Source organism: Thermaerobacillus caldiproteolyticus, from assembly GCF_015326725.1.
In the GTDB taxonomy this organism is placed as follows: Bacteria; Bacillota; Bacilli; order Bacillales; family Anoxybacillaceae; genus Thermaerobacillus; species Thermaerobacillus caldiproteolyticus.
Genome location: NZ_CP064060.1, coordinates 493,228 through 514,959 on the forward strand (window position 1 = coordinate 493,228; position 21,732 = coordinate 514,959).

Consider the following 21,732-nt stretch of genomic DNA (forward strand, 5'->3'; position numbering starts at 1 on the left):
TAAACTTATTTTCATTATATCACGCTTTTTTATTAGCGATCGAACCCTTTTTTCCTTTCCACTTTTGGAGAAAATAGATATCATTAAAATAAATACCGTTTTGGAGGGATTTTTCATGGCAAATGTAGTGGAAACAAAATTGATTGAACCGTTATTCCAAGCGTTACAAAAAGAGCGGTTTGTCACGATTGCGACGATTGACCATGAAACGGGCGGCCCGAATGTCAGTGCAGTTTCGTGGATTTACGCACCGAGTGATGACCGCATTTATTTTGCCGTTGATAACCGTTCGCGCATCGTGCAAAACATTCAACAAAATCCGCTTATTGTCGTCAATCTTATCGCCAACGAATCGACGTATTCGATTAGTGGGAAAGCAAGCATTAAAGTCGAAAAAATAGAAGGGGTTCCTCTTAAGCTAGCCTTAGTAGAAGTGGCCATTACCGAAGTACGTGATGTTATGTTTTACGGTTCGAAAATTTCGGTGGAACCGAAGTATGAGAAAACATATGATGCTCAGGCGGCTGCTAAGTTAGACAATCAAGTGATGGCCGCTTTACGCAATGCGTAATAAATAAGAGCTTAGCCGATGACGGCTAAGCTCTTATTTATTCAAATAATCATTGGATTGCTGTTCTTGTCGATTGTTTAACTGCTGCTCTTCGCGTTTGTTTAGTTGTGAGTCGTTTTCTTTTGTCGGTTGCTCGTTTTTTTGATTAAATAAATCGCTCGGAACTTCAGGCATAACGCGCCCGACAATGTCGGCAAGCTCATTCATAAAGGATTGTACGGGACGGCCGTTATCTACTTGCTTGGCAATATTATTTAACCGTGCATATAAGTCAGGATCAGCGATAATAATCGCATTAGCTCCGTATGGGTCTTTTTGCAAACTTTCTGCAACGGAATATTTGATGGTTCCAACCCGTGAAGCATCGATGTTGGAATTGACATCAATACCGACGATCGCATACTTTCCAACGACAACGGCTGTTGCGTCGTTTACGTTTGGCACGCGATTAGCTAATGTAGCAAGATGTTTTGCAATCGCTTGCCCTGATTTATTCGTTATTTTCTCATCAGCGGTATTTTTCACTTGAACCAATGATCGTTCGTTTGCCTCGTTTTGCTTATTAGTGACATTGCAGGCACTTAAAGCAACCATCATAAAAAATAAAACAAGCATCTGACGCCCAATCTTCATGTTTTACACCTCGGTTGTATTTTTTTACTTTATTTTGCAGACATTCTTCTATCTTTATGCATTGCCTCATACTATATAAACAAAAGTCCCGTCCAAACAGATCGTCCAAAAATAAATTAAGTAGGGGGGCGTGGAAATTTGGGAAAAAAAATATATGTTTTAGATACAAATGTATTATTGCAAGATCCTTACTCTATTTTTTCCTTTGAGGATAACGAAGTTGTCATTCCAGCTGTTGTATTGGAAGAAGTGGACTCGAAAAAACGGTATATGGATGAAATTGGGAGGAATGCGCGTCAAGTGTCAAAACTCATCGACCGTTTGCGCGAAAATGGAAAACTTCATGAAAAAATTCCTTTAGAGAACGGTGGAGTGTTGCGCATCGAGTTAAATCATCGCTCCTTTCAACAGCTTCAGGAAATTTTTGTTGAAAAAACAAATGATAATCGTATTTTAGCAGTGGCAAAAAATTTGTCTCTTGAAGAACAAACGAAAGAAAATGGGAGATCCGTCATTTTAGTAAGTAAAGACGCGCTTGTCCGTGTCAAAGCGGATGCGATTGGGTTGCAAGCGGAGGATTTTTTAAGCGATCGTGTTGTCGATATTGACCATATTTATACAGGGTTTCTCGAGCTATACATAAGCGCTGAACATTTAAGTCGCTTTTATGAAAAAGGGGAATTGGTTCTGTCAGAAATTGCCAATCACCCGTTTTATCCGAATCAATTTATTATCATGAAAGATACATTGGGCGGTTCTACATCTGCGCTTGGGATTGTAGATTATACAGGGAAAAAGGTGAAGAAGCTCATCTTTCATCATGAACATGTATGGGGGATTCGCCCGCGAAATGTTCAGCAAACGATGGCGCTTGAGCTATTGCTGCGCGATGATATTTCGCTTGTTACCTTAGTCGGAAAAGCCGGAACGGGAAAAACGCTTCTTGCACTAGCGGCAGGGTTGATGCAGACAGAAGATCTTTGTACATATAAAAAATTGCTCGTCGCTCGTCCGATTGTTCCGGTCGGAAAAGACATTGGCTTTTTACCCGGCGAGAAAGAAGAAAAATTAAGGCCGTGGGTGCAACCGATTTTCGACAACCTTGAATATTTATTTAATACGAAAAAGCCGGGAGAATTAGATGCGATTTTGGCGGGAATGGGGTCGATTGAGGTTGAGGCACTCACGTATATACGCGGGCGCAGTTTGCCGGAGCAATTCATTATTATCGATGAAGCACAAAATTTAACGAAACATGAAGTGAAAACGATTTTAACTCGCGTCGGAGAAAAAAGTAAAATTATTTTAATGGGGGATCTGGAACAAATTGACCATCCATACCTTGATGAATATAATAATGGGCTTACGTATGTCGTTGAAAAATTTAAAGATCAAAAAATTGCTGGGCACGTTCGCCTTATTAAAGGAGAACGTTCTGGACTTGCGCAGCTGGCCGCTGATTTATTGTAAGATGCATAAAACGGATGTCTCATCGTGGATGAGACATCCAAATTTAGCCTACAATGAATTGACGCACATGCGTAATCGGTTTCTCACGGTTCGAACCATCTCCGAAGTAAAAATGGACAGGTCCATCTTCCTTTAAAGGTTTTCCGTCTTTCGAAAACCCAAGAATGGCTTCATATGCTTGTTCAAGTGGAATCGTTATTTCCTCATGCTCTGTTACAATTGTAAGCGTCGTTGCTTCTGGAAGCGGCTCAGCATTTCGTAAAAACGGTACAAGGGGCATGGCGAATGTTCCTGTAATGATTTTTTCCTTCGCAAATCGTTTTTCTGTCTTTAATGTTGGCGGTGATACCGCTCCTTCCTGAATTTCACGGTCCCAATAAGCAGAAATCTTTTTTATTTCATCCTCTTCTTGTGGTTCTTCCTCGCTTTGGCCAGAAAAATAGGTAAGCAAATCGACTTTTCGGTCATCGAAAATCCATACACCGGGATCAAGCGTAATCGAGAATTTTACTTTTCCGGTAATGGGGATAATGTAGTCCATGGCGATCCTCCTCTATACGGTTCATTGCTTTTAGTATAATGATAAATAAGCCGTTTGTCATGTCCAATCATTCGTGACAAGTCTTTCATCTTGCAAAATTCCGCATTTCACGTTAAGATTTATAGAAGGATTAGGGGAGAACGGAGGGATGGATGTGACAGATGATGCGATGAATTACCGTGAAAAAGCGTACGCGCTTCTAAAATCGGATGCGGATAAAATTGTCAAGCTTATTCAAGTACAGATGGATAACTTAACAATGCCCCAATGCCCTCTTTACGAAGAAGTGCTTGATACGCAAATGTTTGGGTTGTCCCGTGAAATCGATTTTGCGATTCGCTTAGGTCTTGTCGATGAAAAAGATGGGAAAGCGCTTCTTGATACATTAGAACGGGAGCTTTCGACGCTTCATGAAGCCTCTACGAAAAAACGCGTACGATAATGATAAACGTTAACTCAAACGGTTGAAATGGTGACAATCGTTTGAGTTTTTGTGTTTTTGGAAGGAAAAGCGAACTTTATTACGAATTAATTATAGTACAATAGTGGGTAAGGAAGAGGGAAGATGGATAAGCAGTTAATGAAAAAAATTATAAAATCTTACGACTACCCTTTAATTATTGCAATTTTTATGCTTTCAGCGTTCGGTCTGATTATGGTGTATAGTTCCAGCATGGTGTCAGCCGTTATTCGCTTTGGAGTATCAAGCGATTATTTTTATCAAAGACAAAAAATATGGTTGATTATCGCTATGATCGGGTTTTTCTTTGCGCTCATTGTACCGTATAAAATATGGGCGAACAAAAAAATTGTGCAATTTATTTTTTTTCTAATGCCTGTCATTTTGATTGCTGTCGCGTTCGTCGGTCATACGGCGAACAATGCGACGAGCTGGTTTCAGTTAGGTTTTTTTAACATGCAACCGGCTGAGCTGGCAAAATTGGGATTAATCATTTATTTGGCTGCTGTATTTGCCAATAAGCAGAAAAGGCTATCACAACCAGCCCGGGCGAAAGTATTTCCGATTTATTATACGTTATTTATTTGTTTTCTTATTGCGATTCAGCCGGATTTCGGGACAGCGACGATTGTTTTATTAATTGCTGCCTGCCTAATCCTCTCGTCAGGATTGAGCTTCCGTTTGTTATGGAAACAATTGTTGTTTTTTATGATGATTATGGCTGTCGTTTTTCCGCTTCTCTTCCCGTTCATCGGAGATGAAATTTTTTCAAAAGAGCGCATGTCGCGTATTTATAGCTTTCTAGATCCGTTTAAATACGCTGATGATGAAGGGTTTCAGCTAGTCAATTCTTATATAGCCATCGGTTTAGGAGGAATCAAGGGACTCGGATTAGGGAAAAGTATTCAAAAGTACGGATATTTACCTGAGTCGCATACGGACTTTATTATGTCGATTATTGCCGAAGAATTAGGGCTGTTTGGAGTAACATTTGTGTTAGGATTACTAGCATTTATCGTGCTACGCGGATTATGGATTGCGAGAAAGTGCAACGATGCATTTGGCAGTTTGATTGCGGTTGGTGTTTCCGCGATGATCGGGATTCAGACATTCATTAATGTCGGCGGGGTGACAGGACTGATTCCGATTACTGGCGTTCCGCTGCCGCTTGTGAGTTATGGTGGCTCTTCTCTCGTTCTTTTTATGATTTCGCTCGGTGTATTAGTGAACGTATCGATGTTTACGAAGTATGAAGCGAAGTATAAAGAAAACGCAAAACCTATGAATCCAACAAAAAAATTGCAAAAAAGAGGTCTGACTTTTTAGAAAACGTATTTACAAATTGAAAAAACCGTTATAGTTTTATTAGAAAGAAGGGAGAGGAGCAAGTGTCATGAAAATTCGTCGAATCAACAAAGTACTTGTCGCAAACCGCGGTGAAATTGCCATTCGTGTATTTCGTGCGTGTAATGAGCTCGGCATTCGAACAGTTGCCATTTATTCAAGAGAAGATGCCGGCTCTTACCATCGCTATAAAGCCGATGAAGCGTATTTAGTTGGCGAAGGAAAAAAGCCAATCGAAGCATATTTAGATATCGAGGGAATTATTGAAATTGCAAAAGCCCATGACGTCGATGCGATTCACCCGGGCTACGGATTTCTTTCCGAAAATATTCAATTTGCGAAACGTTGTGCAGAAGAAGGAATTATTTTTATTGGACCAAACGAAGAACATTTAGATATGTTCGGCGATAAGGTAAAAGCGCGCCATCAAGCGGAATTAGCGGGAATCCCTGTCATTCCAGGCAGCGATGGGCCGGTGCCTAGTTTAGAAGAAGTGATTCGTTTTGGAGAAGCATACGGCTATCCGATTATCATCAAAGCTGCTTTAGGTGGCGGGGGACGCGGAATGCGGATTGTTCGCTCCAAGGCGGAAGTAAAAGAAGCGTATGAGCGTGCAAAATCGGAAGCAAAAGCCGCTTTCGGTAGCGATGAAGTTTACGTCGAAAAGCTCATTGAAAAACCGAAACATATTGAAGTGCAAATTCTTGGGGACTATGAGGGAAATATCGTCCACTTATATGAACGTGATTGTTCCGTGCAGCGTCGCCATCAAAAAGTGGTAGAGGTCGCACCGAGCGTTTCACTATCAGAAAAGCTGCGCCATGACATTTGTGAAGCAGCAGTCAAATTGATGAAAAACGTCGGTTACGTGAACGCAGGAACGGTAGAGTTTCTTGTGTCTGGCGACCAGTTTTATTTTATCGAAGTGAATCCTCGCATTCAAGTCGAGCACACGATTACAGAGATGATTACAGGAATTGACATCGTCCAGTCGCAAATTCTCATTGCCGAAGGACATTCGCTTCATAGCCAGAAAGTCGGCATTCCAAAACAGGAGGATATTCGCATTAACGGCTATGCAATTCAGTCGCGTGTCACTACAGAAGATCCGTTAAATAACTTTATGCCTGATACCGGCAAAATTATGGCATACCGTTCTGGCGGCGGATTCGGTGTCCGACTGGATGCCGGAAATGGCTTCCAAGGAGCAGTCATTACACCATATTACGACTCATTGCTTGTAAAATTATCTACGTGGGCATTGACATTTGAACAAGCGGCAAGAAAAATGCTCCGTAACTTGCGTGAGTTCCGTATTCGTGGCATTAAAACAAATATCCCGTTTTTAGAAAACGTCGTTCAACATCCGAAGTTTTTATCAGGAGAGTATGACACATCATTTATTGATTCGTCACCGGAATTATTTGTTTTCCCAAGACGGAAAGACCGTGGTACGAAAATGCTTACGTATATCGGCAATGTAACGGTTAATGGATTTCCGGGAATCGGCAAGAAAAAGAAACCGGTCTTTGAAAAGCCGCGTATTCCCAAAGTGGACCATTCTAAGCCGATACCAAACGGAACAAAACAAATTCTCGAGGAAAAAGGCGCTGAAGGGCTTGTCGCTTGGATTAAAGAGCAAAATCGAGTGCTTTTAACAGATACGACATTCCGCGATGCGCATCAGTCGCTGTTGGCAACGCGAGTGCGGACGACCGATTTAGTTCATATTGCAGAACCGACAGCAAGATTATTGCCAAACTTGTTTTCGCTTGAGATGTGGGGTGGGGCAACGTTCGATGTTGCTTATCGTTTCTTAAAAGAGGACCCATGGGACCGCTTATTGAAGTTGCGTGAACGAATTCCAAATGTATTGTTCCAAATGCTGCTGCGTTCGGCCAATGCAGTTGGTTATAAAAACTATCCAGACAATGTCATTCGCGAGTTTGTCGAAAAGTCTGCCCATGCCGGCATTGATGTCTTCCGCATTTTTGATAGTTTAAACTGGGTTAAAGGAATGACGGTTGCGATTGATGCGGTTCGACAAACCGGAAAAATTGCGGAAGCAGCTATTTGTTATACCGGGGATATTTTAGACTCGGCGCGTCCAAAGTATAATCTCGATTACTATAAATCGTTGGCAAAAGAATTAGAGAAAGCCGGTGCACACATTTTGGCGATTAAGGATATGGCAGGCTTGTTAAAGCCGCAAGCGGCCTATGTGCTTATTTCTGCGCTAAAAGAAACGGTGGACATTCCGATTCATCTTCATACGCATGACACGAGCGGAAACGGCATTTATATGTACGCTAAAGCGATTGAAGCGGGAGTCGATATTGTTGATGTGGCCGTTAGTTCCATGGCAGGGTTAACATCGCAACCGAGTGCCAATACGTTGTATTACGCGTTAGAAGGAACAGAACGCGCACCACATATCGACATTAATGGACTAGAACAACTTTCTCGTTATTGGGAAGATGTTCGCAAGTTTTATCAAGAATTTGAAAGCGGCATGAATGCTCCGCATACGGAAGTATACATGCATGAAATGCCAGGCGGACAATATAGCAATCTTCAGCAACAAGCGAAAGCTGTCGGACTCGGAGACCGTTGGGATGAAGTAAAAGAAATGTATCGCCGCGTTAACGATATGTTTGGCGATATTGTCAAAGTGACACCGTCTTCTAAGGTCGTTGGGGATATGGCGCTTTATATGGTGCAAAACAATTTGACGGAAAAAGATATTTATGAGCGCGGGGAAACGCTTGATTTTCCGGATTCCGTCGTCGAAATGTTCGAAGGGTATTTAGGACAACCGCACGGCGGCTTCCCGAAAGAGTTGCAGCGCATCATTTTAAAAGGGCGTGAACCGATTACGGTCAGACCGGGAGAATTGTTAGAGCCAGTTGATTTTAACAAAATTAAAGAAGAATTGTTCCATACGTTAGATCGGGAAGTAACGGATTTTGATGCGATCGCCTATGCCCTTTATCCGAAAGTATTTCTTGAATATACACAAACGGTCGAAAAATTCGGTGATATCTCCGTTCTTGATACGCCGACGTTCCTGTATGGCATGCGGCTCGGAGAAGAAATTGAAGTCGAAATTGAAAAAGGAAAAACGCTAATTGTCAAATTAGTCGCCATCGGTCAGCCGCAAGCGGATGGCACGCGTGTCGTCTATTTTGAATTGAACGGACAACCGCGTGAAGTCATCATTCGCGATGAAAGCATTAAGTCAGCCGTTGCCGAGCGGGTAAAAGCAGATCGAACGAATCCAAATCATATTGCAGCAACTATGCCGGGAACGGTCGTGAAAGTGTTAGTGGAAAAAGGTGAAAAAGTAAACAAGGGCGATCATTTGATGATTACAGAAGCGATGAAAATGGAAACGACGGTGCAAGCACCGTTTTCTGGAATTATTAAAGATATTTATGTGAAAAATGGAGATGCGATTCAAACAGGTGATTTGCTGATTGAGCTGACAAAATAAAAAAAGAGAAAGCGGTTCAGTTTTTCCTAATACTGCCACGTCCTGCGAGTAAGCGGTGAATGTTGCTATCCTAGCTTCCTTGAAGATAAATGTTCTTCATCCGCAGGGGTGTTTGACGCCGAGAGGGAGGTCATTTGGCAGCGGAGAGCTGGATAAGAAAAAAGCGCTGGAAACATCCAGCGCTTTTTTTATTTTACAATCATTGACGAAATGGTTTGTACCTCTTGTTCTTGCTTCAATGACAGTTGTTGTTGCTGATTGCGCTTGCTGCGTACAGCTAGCAGCATTAAATAACTGAGTACGCCAAATAAACAAGAGATAAAGAGGGCATGCGCTAAGGCAACGTATAAATTCAATTCTGTAAACACGATGAGTGCGCCGGTTCCCATTTGCAACAATACAAGAATGAATGCAGCGATCCATCCCCAATAAATCACGCGTTGATGCTTATGATACTTCACGGCGCGAACAGTCGCAATGAAAATCCAAATGATAATCAAACCAGCAGCTAGACGATGCCCCATTTGAATCCATTCGTGAAGTTGAACAGGAATGATGCGCGTATTCGAGCAAAGTGGCCAACTAGGACACGCTAAGCTCGCATGTTTATGACGCACAAGCGCGCCTGTATAGACGACGATATAACAATAAGCGATAATTCCGTAAATATGAAATTTCATTTTTGAATCGATGACTAACGATTCGGCATCAAATTTTTTATCGACTTCAAAAATTAACAATGTCAATAAGAACACAGAGGCGAACGAAATAAGCGAAATTCCAAAATGTAAGGCAAGAACAAAACCAGACTGTCCCCATACGACAGCTGCTGCGCCAATTAAACCTTGAAGGACGAGAAAAACAAACGAAACGATCGCTAAAAACTTTGTTTCGCGAATATGCCCAATCGCGCGCCATACCCAAACCGATAATACGAGCACCATCACTCCGGCTAGACCGGACACGACGCGATGGCTAAGCTCGATGACTAATTCGGGAGTAATTGTGGAGGGAATAAGCTCGCCGTTGCAAAGCGGCCAAGAACGACCACACCCCATGCCAGATCCAGTTTTTGTTACTAAAGCCCCTCCAATCAGCACAAATAACATCGCCAATGTCGTTAATAAGGAAAACCATTTTAATGAACGCTGCAAAATCTTCACCTTCTTGTATAGAAAAATCGAAATGATGTCAATAATCTAGTAAGGTATAGGTTTAGCTATGCCAAACACATTAGCATAAATCAACACCATTTTACAATATATCTTGCTGGAAAAACAAATCTCCGCTTAATTATATTGAAAAATCTTGAATATTGCCGATAAGTTTGCTAGAAATATTAATGAAATATATAATTAAAGCGCTTTCGTTTTTTATTATTTATAACGTGCCATTTCCACTGCTACGAAAATTTGACACAAATTATTCAAAAAAAATTCACAATTCGTCAAGAAAATGTGATTTAATATATAGAGACAACACGTTTCATTTAAAAATGTGTTACAATACGGTAAGATATATAGTTTTTGGTAAGTCGGCGCAATGGTTTTACGCTGCAGTAAGGAGGAATGAATCATGGCTAATCCGAGAGCAATCGATGAAGCGACTGTTCAAGCGAATGAACGTCCTCACGAGCATATAAATGTGTGGAAAGAAATTTTATCTGTTGTGAAAATTGGAATTGTCAATTCTAATTTAATTACTACGTTTACAGGTTTATGGCTAGCTTTTTATTTTATGGGAGAAGGTTTTCTAGAAAACCTTCAGATCGTGTTTTTCACCCTTTTTGGGTCTGCGCTGATCATTGCTGGTTCTTGTAGCTTAAATAACTTTATCGACCGCGATATTGACCATTTAATGGAGCGGACGAAAACAAGACCGACTGTTACAGGAACGATGGATCCAAAGCGTGTCCTATGGCTAGGCATTCTTCTTACGGTCGTGGGAACGCTTAGCTTGTTAATGACAACGGTAACAGCAGCTATCGTTGGATTGATTGGCGTTATCACATACGTATTTTTATATACGATGTGGTCTAAGCGGAATTACACGTTAAATACAGTGATTGGGAGCGTTTCTGGTGCGGTACCTCCTGTGATTGGTTGGACAGCAGTTGACCCGCACTTCCATGTGGTTCCGCTCGTTTTATTCTTGCTAATGTTTTTATGGCAGCCACCTCATTTCTTAGCTTTGGCGATGAAGCGTTGCGAGGAGTATCGCGCTGCAGGAATTCCAATGTTGCCAGTCGTTCATGGTTTTGCGATGACAAAGCGGCAAATTGTCGTTTGGGTTGCTTGCTTATTGCCACTTCCATTTTATTTGTTTTCTCTAGGCGTCCCATTTTTAATCATTGCTACGTTATTAAATGTGGGTTGGCTTGTTTTAGGACTTTACGGATTTAAAATGAAAGATGACATTAAATGGGCAAAATGGATGTTTATCTATTCGTTAAATTATTTAACAATTTTATTTGTTACGATGGTCATTGTCACGATTGACTAAAGCTTGTTTATAATTCTTTCTAATACTTCAGAGAAAGAATTTATATATATTTAAAGAAAGAGGGGTTTGATTAGGCTATGAAAAAATGGCTACTCAATTGGCGCTTATTTTCTCTTTTTAGTGTAATGGCGCTTCTATTAGCTGGCTGTGGCAAGCCGTTTTTATCGACGCTTCAGCCAGCCGGTGAAGTAGCACATATGCAGTATTCACTTATGCTGCTCAGTACGGCCATTATGGTTCTTGTAATTATTGTTGTCACGATTATCTTTGTATACGTTGTCATTCGCTTCCGGCAACGTAAAGGTGAAGAAAAGAAAATTCCAAAGCAAGTGGAAGGAAGCCATAAGCTTGAAATTATTTGGACTGTCATTCCGATTTTACTTTTAATTATTTTGGCAGTTCCGACGGTTTCTGCAACATTTAAGCTTGCTGATGTGAAGCCAATGAATAAGGAGAAGCGCGACAAAAATACCGTTGTGGTCAATGTTCGTGCGAATCTTTATTGGTGGGAATTCGAATACCCTGACTACGGCATTATTACAAGCCAAGATTTAGTTGTTCCGACAAACCAGCGAGTGTATTTTAACTTAAAATCATCTGACGTAAAACACTCGTTCTGGATTCCAGCCGTCGGCGGAAAAATGGATACAAACACAGAGAATAAAAACCAATTTTGGTTAGAATTTGACCAAAAGGCGGCAGACAAAGCGGGCGGTATTTTCTTCGGAAAATGTGCGGAGCTTTGCGGTCCGTCGCACGCGTTAATGGACTTTAAAGTAAAAGCGTTGCCTAGAAAAGAATTTGATCAATGGGTAGAAAAAATGAAACACGCTAAGCCTGTTGTAACTGATCCAGTTGCTAAACAAGGTGAAGAAATCTTCAATAAAAGCTGTATTGGGTGTCATGCCGTTACTCCGGTTGACAAGCGCCCAGAACAAGCTCGTACGGCGCCAAACTTAGCAAACTTTGGCGATCGCGAACGCATTGCTGGTATTTTAGATCATACTGAAGCCAACTTAAAAAAATGGTTGAAAGATCCTAATAGTGTGAAACCAGGGAATAAAATGGCGGGTACATATGGAAACTTGACTGATGAGCAAATTAATGCTCTGACGAAATATTTAATGAGTCTAAAAGTCGAGTAATGAAGGGGATTTATATAAAAAGGGAGGTTAAATCGTGAGTACGTTAGCTCGTAAAAAGGGTGTCGGTGCCGTAATATGGGACTACCTTACAACGGTTGACCATAAAAAAATCGCCATCCTTTACTTAATTGCTGGTGGTATTTTCTTCCTAGCGGGTGGCGTTGAAGCGCTGCTTATTCGTATCCAGCTTGCTGTTCCTAATAATGATTTCGTAGTCGGCGGACTGTATAACCAAATTTTGACGATGCACGGTACGACAATGATTTTCTTGGCAGCCATGCCGCTCGTGTTTGCGATGATGAACGCCGTTGTACCGATTCAAATTGGTGCACGCGACGTTGCGTTTCCATTTTTAAATGCATTAGGCTTCTGGTTGTTTTTCTTTGGAGGTGTATTCCTCAACTGTTCTTGGTTTTTAGGTGGTGCTCCTGATGCGGGGTGGACATCTTATGCTTCTTTATCATTAGAATCACCGGGACACGGAATTGACTTTTACGTATTAGGTTTACAGATTTCAGGGTTCGGTACATTAATTGGTGGTATTAACTTCCTTGTAACAATCGTGACTATGCGTGCTCCAGGTATGACATACATGCGTATGCCGCTGTTTACTTGGACAACATTCGTTGCTTCTGCGTTAATCTTATTTGCGTTCCCGCCATTGACGGTTGGTTTAATTTTAATGATGATGGATCGATTATTTGGCGGAAACTTCTTTGACCCGGCTGCGGGCGGAAATACGATTATTTGGGAGCACTTATTCTGGATTTTCGGTCATCCGGAAGTATATATTTTAGTATTACCAGCATTCGGTATTTTCTCGGAAATTTTTGCGACTTTCTCTAAAAAGCGTTTATTCGGATATTCTTCAATGGTATTTGCAACTGTATTAATCGGCTTTTTAGGATTCATGGTGTGGGCTCATCATATGTTCACAGCTGGTTTAGGACCAGTAGCAAACGCAATTTTTGCAGTTGCTACAATGGCGATTGCAGTTCCTACTGGTATTAAAATCTTTAACTGGCTATTTACAATGTGGGGCGGAAACATCCGCTTTACAACACCGATGTTATATGCGGTTGCGTTTATCCCTTCTTTCGTTATGGGGGGAGTAACGGGGGTTATGAACGCGGCAGCAGCAGCAGACTATCAATATCACGACAGCTATTTCGTCGTTGCACACTTCCACTACGTAATCGTTGGTGGGGTCGTATTTGGACTCTTGGCAGGCGCTCATTACTGGTGGCCAAAAATGTTTGGTAAAATGTTAAGCGAGAAGCTTGGTAAAGTAACATTCTGGTTATTCTTTATCGGATTCCATTTAACATTCTTTATCCAACATTTCCTTGGATTAATGGGAATGCCACGCCGCGTATTTACGTATTTACCTGGCCAAGGATGGGAAACGGGCAACTTAATTAGTACGATCGGTGCGTTCTTCATGGCAACAGCAACGGTTGTTCTTTTAATAAACATTGTTGTTACAACAGTAAAAGGAAAGAAAGCGGATGCAGATGCATGGGGAGATGGACGTACGCTTGAGTGGGCAGTCGCTTCTCCGCCGCCAGAATATAACTTTGCACAAACTCCTCTTGTGCGTGGTTTAGATGCTTACTGGATAGAGAAGATGGAAGGTAGAAAAGGCTTAACACCAGCAGAACCGCTTGGTGATATTCATATGCCTAACCCTTCAATTTTACCGTTTATCATTTCGCTTGGTTTATTTATTGCAGCGTTTGGCTTCATGTATCATAAGCAGCATTCTTGGAGCTTGTTCGTAGGAATCGCTGGTTTATTGATTACGCTTGGCTCCATGTTCTTACGTTCAGTCATCGATGACCATGGCTTCCATATTCATAAAGAAGAGATTCTTGAAGCTGAAAACAAGGGGGTTAAGGCATAATGCACGTTGAAGAAAAATTAACGGCTGAAACATTCCCTGCATCGCCTGAAAAAGCAACCCTCGAAGGGAAAAATAAGTTTATCGGATTTTGGACTTTCTTGGGTGGCGAAACAGTAATGTTCGCCTCCCTCTTCGCCACTTTCTTAGCGTTGCGGGATAAAACGGCTAACGGTCCGACTGCAGAGGAATTATTCAAAATGCCGCTCGTATTTGTTGCAACAATGCTGTTATTAACAAGTAGTTTAACGAGCGTTTACGCGATGTATCACATGAAAAACTTTGACTTTAAGAAAATGCAACTATGGCTTGGCGTTACGGTACTGTTGGGTGCAGGCTTCTTAGGGTTAGAGATTTTCGAGTTCAATGAGTATGTGCATGAAGGATTTAAATTTTCAACAAGTGCCTTTTCTTCTTCTTTCTATACGCTAGTTGGTACGCACGGAGCTCACGTAACTTTTGGTTTATTATGGATATTGACGCTTATGATTCGCAACGCAAAGCGTGGTTTAAATCTGTACAACGCACCGAAGTTTTATGTAGCAAGCCTTTATTGGCACTTCATTGACGTTGTATGGGTGTTCATTTTCACGGTTGTATACTTAATGGGAATGGTGGGGTGATTGTATGGAACAGCATACAAATTCAGGAAACCCAAATGTGGACTTAGCGTATCGCCGCAAGAAAAATGCGGAAGATATGAAACACCAAGTGATTTCATTTGTGTTGATGATTTTCTTAACTCTTATTGCATTTTTTGCGGTTGGCTATGACAAATTTTCACCTTGGTTTTCAGTTCCATTTATTCTTCTTCTTGCAGCTGTGCAAGTTGCGTTTCAATTGTATTATTTTATGCATATGAGCCATAAAGGTCATGAAGTTCCGTCAGTGTTTCTTTATGCCGGTGTGTTTGTGGCATTTTTGACGATTTGGGCGTTTATGACGATTGTTTGGTGGTAATAAATAATGGAGGAAATCAGTTTTTGCTGATTTCCTTTTTTATTGTGCAAGCAGGTTGATTGATAGCGCTTAACAATAGACAAACGATATGAGTGTAGTATAATGAAAGGGAAAGAATTGAGGTGAAAATATCCATGATATCATTAAGCATGTTTGGTTTTGTTGCGCTATGGAGCCCCTTTTTCCTTATATCGCTATTGCTGATTACATGGCTGTATTTTATGATAGTGGGGCCCTGGCGCACTCGTTTTACAAACGAAGGACCACCAACGAACAAGCAGAAAGCATACTTTGTCGTGGGCATTGTGCTGCTTTATATTTGCAAAGGCTCGCCGCTTGATTTGCTGGGGCATTTGATGTTTAGTGCCCATATGACACAAATGGCGGTATTAAACTTAATTATTCCCCAGTTACTCATTTTAGGAATTCCAAATTGGATGTTTGAGCGTATGTTTCGTATAAAAGCGGTAAAGAGAACGGTCGCATTTTTTACAAAGCCGCTTATCTCACTTATTTTATTTAATGCACTTTTCTCTTTTTATCACGTTCCGTTCATTTTCGATATTGTTAAAACAAATATATTTTTACACGCTGCAGTTACAACAGTCATTTTCTTTGCGGCACTCATGATGTGGTGGCCTTTAGTTAATAAATTATCTGATTGGCAGACGCTTACGGGAATTAAAAAGGTCGTATATATTTTTGCAAACGGTATCTTGATCACACCCGCATGCGCATTAATTATTTTCGCCGATAAGCCGCTATATGCGACTTACTACGATCCGCAAACATGGCTGAACGCGCTTCATCTTTGCGTTCCGGCCGGAACATTAGCTTCTCTTGAATTAACGGGACCGCAGATGTTCCTTTCAATGCCGCTTATTCATGATCAGCAGCTCGGCGGAGTACTTATGAAAATTATTCAAGAAATTGTGTATGGGACGATGCTCTTTTTCATTTTTATGGAATGGTATCAAAAAGAGCGCGAGAAGGAACAATTGGAAACTGCTGTATCGTCTCATCTTTCTGAATCATAAGCATCATTTGTCTTTCACCTATCGGATGTACAAGATTTTTTATTGAAAAAACATGGAATGTTTACTAAAATAAGATACGTTAATAGTATGACAAGATAAAGTGAGGAAAAGGTATGGAGCATTCATTACCGATTTTGCCGACGATTAGTACGAGCTGTATTGTTATTAGTGCAGCGTTGGTGGGGTACGGATGGTATTTAATACGCCAACGAAAAATCGAAGCACATAAAAAAGTGATGTTATGGGCAGCGTTGTTTGCGCTATTGTTTTTTATCATTTATGTATCAAGAACCGTATTTATTGGGAATACCAGCTTCGGTGGTCCCGAAAGCGTCAAAATTTACTACACCATTTTCTTAATATTTCATATTTGTTTAGCGACGGCTGGAGCTGTTTTTGGCCTTGTTACGATTTTATCAGGATTAAAAAGTAATCTCATTAGACATAAACGGTTAGGTCCGATTACGAGTGTGATTTGGTTTTTTACAGCGATTACTGGCGTAGTTGTATATTTGCTTCTTTATGTGTTTTATCACGGTGGCGAAACAACTTCCATGATTAAAGCGATCTTAGGATTTTAGTAACCCGACGAAATGTGTCGGGTTTTTTCCTTATAAATAGTATAAATGTAGACTGAAACGCTAGGCAGAGAATATTGATCCACTGCACCTAGCAGAACGCTTGCCCTTTTCTTATTTTCTAGAGTAAACAAAGAATAGCAAAGTGCATATAAATATAAAAATGTTGTTCGACCATCTGTACGGTATGGAGGGGGAGGAATGAAGGGAACAGTTCGATTTCGGCGACCGAGTGTGGCCCACTCCACATTATTGACAATTATTATGATGTGTTTAAATGAAAAAAGCGAGATTGCTGTGGAAGAAACGACGGTGGAGATTTTTTTTCATACCCATTCTTGCTGCACGGTGAGGATTGCATTAGCAATAAGGTACGGTGCTTCCATTATTCCGCTATGTACAGAGCTGCAAAAGCAGATTATGGACGAAATTGCAGCAATGACTCCTTTTACCGTAGAACATGTGCATCTTATAGTCAAACGACTTATAACAAACGCATGAGATTTTCTCATGCGTTTTGAATTTTTGTTAGCCCCTCTTTTACTTGAGCTAAAATATTTTGGCATTGACTAACTAATGAAGAAGGGAAGTTTTCGTCTTCGCCATACTCTACGCCGTGTGGATAGTAATATTTCCCAAGGATTGGGGTAAGTAACTTAATAAGCGCATAGCGGGAATCGACATCACCCTCAATAGCGTAGCCTTGAACGCGAAGATAATAAACGTCATTTTTAATTTCAAATTTTCGATCGTATGTAACTCGTTCGTAATCCCATTGGCCCGCTCTTACAAATCCTAATTCTTCCATTAAATCGTCTAAACGAGATAATTCCGCTGTCTGATTTTCGATTCCAGTATTTTCAAATCTCATCTTATATTCCTCCTATCAAACAAACAATGTCCTGAAAAATGGAAAAACGAAACACCTCTTCATTTATAATAGTATGAAAGCGTTCAACTTTCAATCAATACTTCATTATTGGTGATAATAAAAAAATTTATATGCGCTCATTATTTTGGTGAAACTAAAGGGAGAAAGGAGGAAGAGTAAAAAATGAAAAAGTATTTGCTGGCATGTTTGTTTAGTGCGATGTTATTGAGTGTAAGTATTCCACAAAATGCTTATGGTCAAGGGACAACTACATATATTGTCCGACCGGGGGATACTTTATGGAAAATTTCTGTTCGTTATCAAGTTGGGTTATCGGAAATTATTGAAGCCAATCCGCAATTTCCTAACCCAAATTTAATTTATCCTGGACAAAAAGTATATGTTCCGATTTTAAACGATGTCAAACAAATTGAAAACGAAGTTGTGCGTTTAACGAACCAAGAGAGGGCTAAATACGGACTGCCGCCACTACAAATCGACTGGCAATTAGCTCGGGTCGCTCGCTATAAATCAGCGGATATGCGCGATAAAAATTATTTTCAGCACGATTCACCGACGTATGGTTCACCATTTACGATGATGAAAAACTTTGGAATTAGTTATCGTACAGCAGGAGAGAATATTGCAGCTGGTCAACGTACACCACAAGAAGTAGTCAATGCTTGGATGAATAGTCCGGGACATCGTGCGAACATTTTGAAAAAAGACTTTACACATATCGGCGTCGGCTATGCCAAAGGCGGTTCTTACGGACATTATTGGACGCAAATGTTCATTGGCAAATAGGTGATGAAAAGGAGAGGAAAAAATGCAAACAGTACGTGACGTAATGGCAACGAATGTAGAGTGTTGTACACCGCTTGATAACGTATATGAAGTGGCAGTAAAAATGCGAGATTTAAATGTCGGAGCGATTCCTATTGTTGAAAATGGTCAATTAATTGGCATGATTACTGATCGTGATTTAGTAGTGCGCGGAATAGCTGAGAAGCGACCAGGTTCTAGTCAGGTTACCGAAGTAATGAGTGAACATTTGATTACGGTATCACCGGATACATCCGTTGAAGAGGCGGCAGAGCAAATGGCACAACATCAAATTCGTCGCTTGCCTGTTGTCGAGAATGGAAAGCTTGTCGGGATTGTTTCACTTGGTGATTTAGCAACGAACCGCTATTCAGATGAAAGGGCTGGTCGTGCTTTAAGCGAAATTTCGGAACAGAACCAGCTGCACTAGATAAAAACGATGTTTGGATGAATGGAATTCCCCTTGTAAAAAGGGGAATTTCGTTTTTTACGTTTGTCCACTCGAAAAAAACGGATATAATGACAATAAGGGATTTTATGAGGAAAGTGAGTGTTGCCCTATGAAATGGTTTTTGTTTATTTTATTGTTTATCATAGGATTTTACTATTTTGTTCCGAGCGCAACACCACCGCTAAGCCCGCCTCAAAAGAGCGAGACAAAGGATCATCCAATAAAAGAGCCGAAGGTGGTTAACGGTCTTTTGACTATTATTGGAAAAACGGAAGAAGATGTAAAAAAACAATTCGGGCAGCCAACACGAATCGATGATTCAGCGTATGGTTATAAGTGGTGGATTTATAATAAACATGCTAACACGTATTTGCAAATCGGCATCAGGGCTGGTCGCGCTGTGACGGCTTTTACCTGTGGAGAACAAGTCAATGTAAAGCCATTTCGAATCGGTCAACCGCTTCAAGAAGTATTTAACAAAGTTCCGATACCCTCGAATGTAGATGTATCATTGCGTACGGGTACTTACCGTTTTGAGCTATCGGAACAGGATCTCGCTTCCCAGCCGATTGTAAAAGTTTCTAACGTCTATGTACAACTTTATATTGATCGTTTTACCGGAAAAGTTTCCAGTATTCGGTTAATGAATGGAGAAACGCTCGTAAAACTGCGACCATATGAACTTGTTTATCGAGGTACTTTACCGTCTGCATCGCCTTTATCACCGGAAGAGCGAAAGAAGGTCGAAATGGCTAATGCCTACCAGATTTTTGATATTACGAATGTGATTCGCCAGCGCTATGGCGTAAAGCCGCTGCATTGGCACGAGAAAACGGCACAAGTTGCTTATGAGCATAGTAAAGATATGAAGGAAAACAGGTATTTTTCTCATGAATCACCGACCCGCGGTGATTTAAAAGATCGACTGTTATCAGCAGGAATCAAATTTCAGATGGCCGGTGAGAATATTGCTGCGCAGCATATTGATGCCATTGCTGCTGTTGAAGGTTGGTTAAATAGCAAAAGTCATCGCGAAACACTATTAAACGGACAATTTACCCATCTCGGTGTTGGAGTGGCTGACAAATATTATACACAAAATTTCCTTAAACCGTGGTAGTGAAGTGACTAGCGGCAATCCGTTTTTTTCAATCCCCCATAATAATAATCGTTTCACCGATGCGAAAGAAAGGGCTTGGGGACGAATCGATAATTGGAATTTGCATTCAAGCTTTCATTTTTCATTTCCATATTATAACAAAGGATCTTCCTGTATGCGATGATCATGGTAATATCGTTCTTTTTTCTCTTGAATGTTCTTAATCGTTCCTTTGCCCTAGGTTTTTTCGTACATATTTCCGAGATGAAGCCAACGGTGATAAAATTCCTTTCTTTACAGAAAACAGCCGAGAAAGTCCATCGGCTTTAGCGTTGGGATGAACCGGTTTTGATTGAGAAAGGACCGTCTTTAGACAGCCTAATGGCTCGATACACAGAAAAACTCCTGTAGCAGTGGTACGTAAGCTATGGGTCATTAGCCTACGGAAGTGCTGTGGGAGGAGGAATGGCACACTCTGCATTTTGAGAACTACGGATGCCGGAAATGGACTTCCGTCTACTTCAAAGAGTCCCACTGATTCCGAAGAAATCAGCTTGCTCCTTAGCGGAAGTGTCATATAGTAAAAATAATTTTTGCTCACATCGTATCGAAAAATGGGCGCACGCCATATGCATTTTTTTGATAGTATATGATAGATACGTGTTGATTAAACAAGAGGGGGTAGAGGGAGTGTGGCAAAAAATCTACATCCTTCAGTAGAGAAATTTAAACGGTTTGTCAAAAAACATCCGAAAATTATTCAAGAAGTGCGTAACGGCCAAAAAACATGGAAAGAGTTTTATGAGGAATGGTATTTGTTCGGGGAAGATGATGAAATTTGGGAAAAGTATAAAAATGAAAAGAATGAAAAAGTTGACCAAACTGAAAAAATGAACAGCGTTATCAATAAAATTGTGTCAACGATAAAAAATATGGATGTCAATGAAATGCAACAACATATTGCTAATGTTCAACAAGCGATTACGGCCATTCAAAATGTCATCGGACAGTTTCAAGGAATGAAGCAATCTCAGCCATCAGGGACTCTTCCCCATGACCAACATCCATTTTCATTTCGAAAGGACTAGAGGTATTAGCGGATGAGAAAGGAAGTTATGCAGTATATTCAAGCAAAGGCGATGTTAAAAAATTTTATTCGTGAGCAGCCGCGTTGGTATCGAACGCTTTCACGCTTTCCAAACGAACTACAGTCGTTCGAGCTTGCCGCCCTTCATTATTATGAACAAACAATTCCGCATAAAGTAGAAAAAATAGTCAATTCGTTGCAAATGGCTTCATTAATGCTTCATATGCTTCAAGAGATGCGCGATTAATTTTTGAAAAAACGCAAAGACTACTTCGTAAAGGAGTGATGTCTTTGCGAAAACGAATCATAACGGTATTCTCTTTATTTTTTCTTTTAATAATGACAGCATGCGGAAATGATAAGCCAGAACCAGAAACGAATTCGAATAGAATTGTTCCGGTCGTTTCTCAGCATCAGCCCACCAGTCCGATGCATGTTAAACATGAAATAAAGGGAAAAGACGTATTTGTTGAGTGTATTGTTACCGGGTTTACATTTCAAAAAGGTGCTGGACATATCGATGTATACTTAAATGGAAAGAAAATTAACGAAGTGTTTACAGCGGCATTTGTGATAAGAGGATTGCCTACAGGAAAACATACGATTCGATTAGAACTCGTTGATGATGGTGGGAGGAAATCAAGCTTGTCCCATGAATTTGAGGTGAATATTTCTTAGCAAGGAAGGTCTGACAAATAGGTCAGACTTTTTTTAATGATAAGAAAGTATAATTTTAAAAGAGCTGTTTAGTGCAAGCGCCCGATC

23 protein-coding genes are annotated in these 21,732 nt (G+C 40.6%); 19 read left to right on the forward strand and 4 right to left on the reverse strand.

Translation table 11 applies throughout. From position 1 onward, the window contains the following. The first annotated feature begins 115 nt into the window (after positions 1–115). Positions 116–571 (forward strand): pyridoxamine 5'-phosphate oxidase family protein, encoded by a 456-nt coding sequence (locus tag ISX45_RS02645; RefSeq protein WP_181555062.1) that lies wholly within the window; start codon positions 116–118, stop codon positions 569–571. Positions 572–604: 33 nt separating this feature from the next. Here ISX45_RS02645 and ISX45_RS02650 read toward each other — a convergent pair whose 3' ends face one another. Beyond that, on the reverse strand, positions 605–1,186 hold the full coding sequence (locus tag ISX45_RS02650; protein ID WP_258561015.1) for a YhcN/YlaJ family sporulation lipoprotein: 582 nt from the start codon (positions 1,184–1,186) through the stop codon (positions 605–607). 156 nt (positions 1,187–1,342) lie between these two features. Between ISX45_RS02650 and ISX45_RS02655 the strand changes: the two genes are divergently transcribed. Beyond that, positions 1,343–2,674, forward strand: coding sequence for a PhoH family protein (locus ISX45_RS02655; RefSeq protein WP_194519918.1), 1,332 nt, complete (start codon positions 1,343–1,345; stop codon positions 2,672–2,674). A gap of 43 nt (positions 2,675–2,717) precedes the next feature. Here ISX45_RS02655 and ISX45_RS02660 read toward each other — a convergent pair whose 3' ends face one another. After that, on the reverse strand, positions 2,718–3,215 hold the full coding sequence (locus tag ISX45_RS02660) for a peptidyl-prolyl cis-trans isomerase (protein ID WP_181555059.1): 498 nt from the start codon (positions 3,213–3,215) through the stop codon (positions 2,718–2,720). A gap of 154 nt (positions 3,216–3,369) precedes the next feature. On the opposite strand from ISX45_RS02660, the gene ISX45_RS02665 reads away from it, so the two are divergent. The 3 genes from ISX45_RS02665 to pyc all read left to right on the forward strand — a co-directional run bounded on the left by ISX45_RS02665 (position 3,370) and on the right by pyc (position 8,512). Beyond that, a complete protein-coding gene (locus tag ISX45_RS02665; RefSeq protein WP_181555243.1) occupies positions 3,370–3,657 on the forward strand; it encodes an Fpa/YlaN family protein in 288 nt (95 codons plus the stop codon). Between the two features lie 123 nt (positions 3,658–3,780). Further along, a complete protein-coding gene (locus ISX45_RS02670) occupies positions 3,781–5,001 on the forward strand; it encodes an FtsW/RodA/SpoVE family cell cycle protein (RefSeq protein ID WP_194519919.1) in 1,221 nt (406 codons plus the stop codon). A 67-nt stretch (positions 5,002–5,068) separates the two neighbouring features. Next, the gene (gene pyc, locus ISX45_RS02675) at positions 5,069–8,512 is read left to right on the forward strand and encodes a pyruvate carboxylase (protein WP_181555057.1); all 3,444 of its coding nucleotides are present in this window, start codon (positions 5,069–5,071) and stop codon (positions 8,510–8,512) included. Positions 8,513–8,700: 188 nt separating this feature from the next. Here the strand turns inward: pyc and ISX45_RS02680 are convergent, their stop codons facing one another. Then, positions 8,701–9,666, reverse strand: coding sequence for a COX15/CtaA family protein (locus ISX45_RS02680; RefSeq protein ID WP_181555056.1), 966 nt, complete (start codon positions 9,664–9,666; stop codon positions 8,701–8,703). A gap of 421 nt (positions 9,667–10,087) precedes the next feature. Here ISX45_RS02680 and cyoE point away from each other — a divergent pair, with 421 nt between their 5' ends. The 8 genes from cyoE to ISX45_RS02720 all read left to right on the forward strand — a co-directional run bounded on the left by cyoE (position 10,088) and on the right by ISX45_RS02720 (position 17,135). Then, entirely contained in the window at positions 10,088–11,014 is a 927-nt protein-coding gene (gene cyoE / locus ISX45_RS02685; RefSeq protein WP_181555055.1) for a heme o synthase, read from the forward strand. A 77-nt stretch (positions 11,015–11,091) separates the two neighbouring features. Beyond that, positions 11,092–12,159: a cytochrome c oxidase subunit II gene (gene coxB / locus ISX45_RS02690; protein WP_194519920.1), complete on the forward strand. Its 1,068-nt coding sequence runs from the start codon at positions 11,092–11,094 to the stop codon at positions 12,157–12,159. Positions 12,160–12,193: 34 nt separating this feature from the next. Then, entirely contained in the window at positions 12,194–14,062 is a 1,869-nt protein-coding gene (gene ctaD, locus ISX45_RS02695; protein ID WP_181555053.1) for a cytochrome c oxidase subunit I, read from the forward strand. Beyond that, entirely contained in the window at positions 14,062–14,682 is a 621-nt protein-coding gene (gene ctaE, locus ISX45_RS02700; RefSeq protein ID WP_181555052.1) for a cytochrome c oxidase subunit III, read from the forward strand. Before ctaD ends, ctaE begins: the two co-directional genes overlap by 1 nt. A 4-nt stretch (positions 14,683–14,686) precedes the next feature. Then, on the forward strand, positions 14,687–15,019 hold the full coding sequence (gene ctaF / locus ISX45_RS02705) for a cytochrome c oxidase subunit IVB (RefSeq protein WP_181555051.1): 333 nt from the start codon (positions 14,687–14,689) through the stop codon (positions 15,017–15,019). Between the two features lie 134 nt (positions 15,020–15,153). After that, entirely contained in the window at positions 15,154–16,056 is a 903-nt protein-coding gene (gene ctaG / locus ISX45_RS02710; RefSeq protein ID WP_181555050.1) for a cytochrome c oxidase assembly factor CtaG, read from the forward strand. A 113-nt stretch (positions 16,057–16,169) separates the two neighbouring features. Then, entirely contained in the window at positions 16,170–16,637 is a 468-nt protein-coding gene (locus ISX45_RS02715) for a DUF420 domain-containing protein (protein ID WP_181555049.1), read from the forward strand. Positions 16,638–16,835: 198 nt separating this feature from the next. Beyond that, positions 16,836–17,135: a hypothetical protein gene (locus tag ISX45_RS02720; RefSeq protein ID WP_181555048.1), complete on the forward strand. Its 300-nt coding sequence runs from the start codon at positions 16,836–16,838 to the stop codon at positions 17,133–17,135. A gap of 7 nt (positions 17,136–17,142) precedes the next feature. On the opposite strand, the gene ISX45_RS02725 is transcribed toward ISX45_RS02720, so the two are convergent. Then, positions 17,143–17,505, reverse strand: a complete 363-nt coding sequence (locus ISX45_RS02725) for a YugN family protein (protein WP_194519921.1) — start codon at positions 17,503–17,505, stop codon at positions 17,143–17,145. Positions 17,506–17,688: 183 nt separating this feature from the next. On the opposite strand from ISX45_RS02725, the gene safA reads away from it, so the two are divergent. From safA to ISX45_RS02755, 6 genes are all read left to right on the forward strand, one after another. Continuing rightward, complete coding sequence (gene safA / locus ISX45_RS02730; protein ID WP_181555046.1) at positions 17,689–18,312, forward strand: SafA/ExsA family spore coat assembly protein; 624 nt, start codon at positions 17,689–17,691, stop codon at positions 18,310–18,312. Positions 18,313–18,334: 22 nt separating this feature from the next. Beyond that, positions 18,335–18,760: a CBS domain-containing protein gene (locus ISX45_RS02735; protein ID WP_181555045.1), complete on the forward strand. Its 426-nt coding sequence runs from the start codon at positions 18,335–18,337 to the stop codon at positions 18,758–18,760. Between the two features lie 130 nt (positions 18,761–18,890). Then, the gene (locus tag ISX45_RS02740; RefSeq protein WP_181555044.1) at positions 18,891–19,901 is read left to right on the forward strand and encodes a CAP domain-containing protein; all 1,011 of its coding nucleotides are present in this window, start codon (positions 18,891–18,893) and stop codon (positions 19,899–19,901) included. A gap of 671 nt (positions 19,902–20,572) precedes the next feature. Then, positions 20,573–20,968, forward strand: coding sequence for a YlbD family protein (locus tag ISX45_RS02745; protein WP_181555043.1), 396 nt, complete (start codon positions 20,573–20,575; stop codon positions 20,966–20,968). Between the two features lie 12 nt (positions 20,969–20,980). After that, positions 20,981–21,214 (forward strand): YlbE-like family protein, encoded by a 234-nt coding sequence (locus tag ISX45_RS02750; protein ID WP_181555042.1) that lies wholly within the window; start codon positions 20,981–20,983, stop codon positions 21,212–21,214. A 38-nt stretch (positions 21,215–21,252) separates the two neighbouring features. Then, a complete protein-coding gene (locus tag ISX45_RS02755) occupies positions 21,253–21,645 on the forward strand; it encodes a hypothetical protein (protein WP_181555041.1) in 393 nt (130 codons plus the stop codon). The last annotated feature ends 87 nt before the right edge of the window (positions 21,646–21,732 follow it).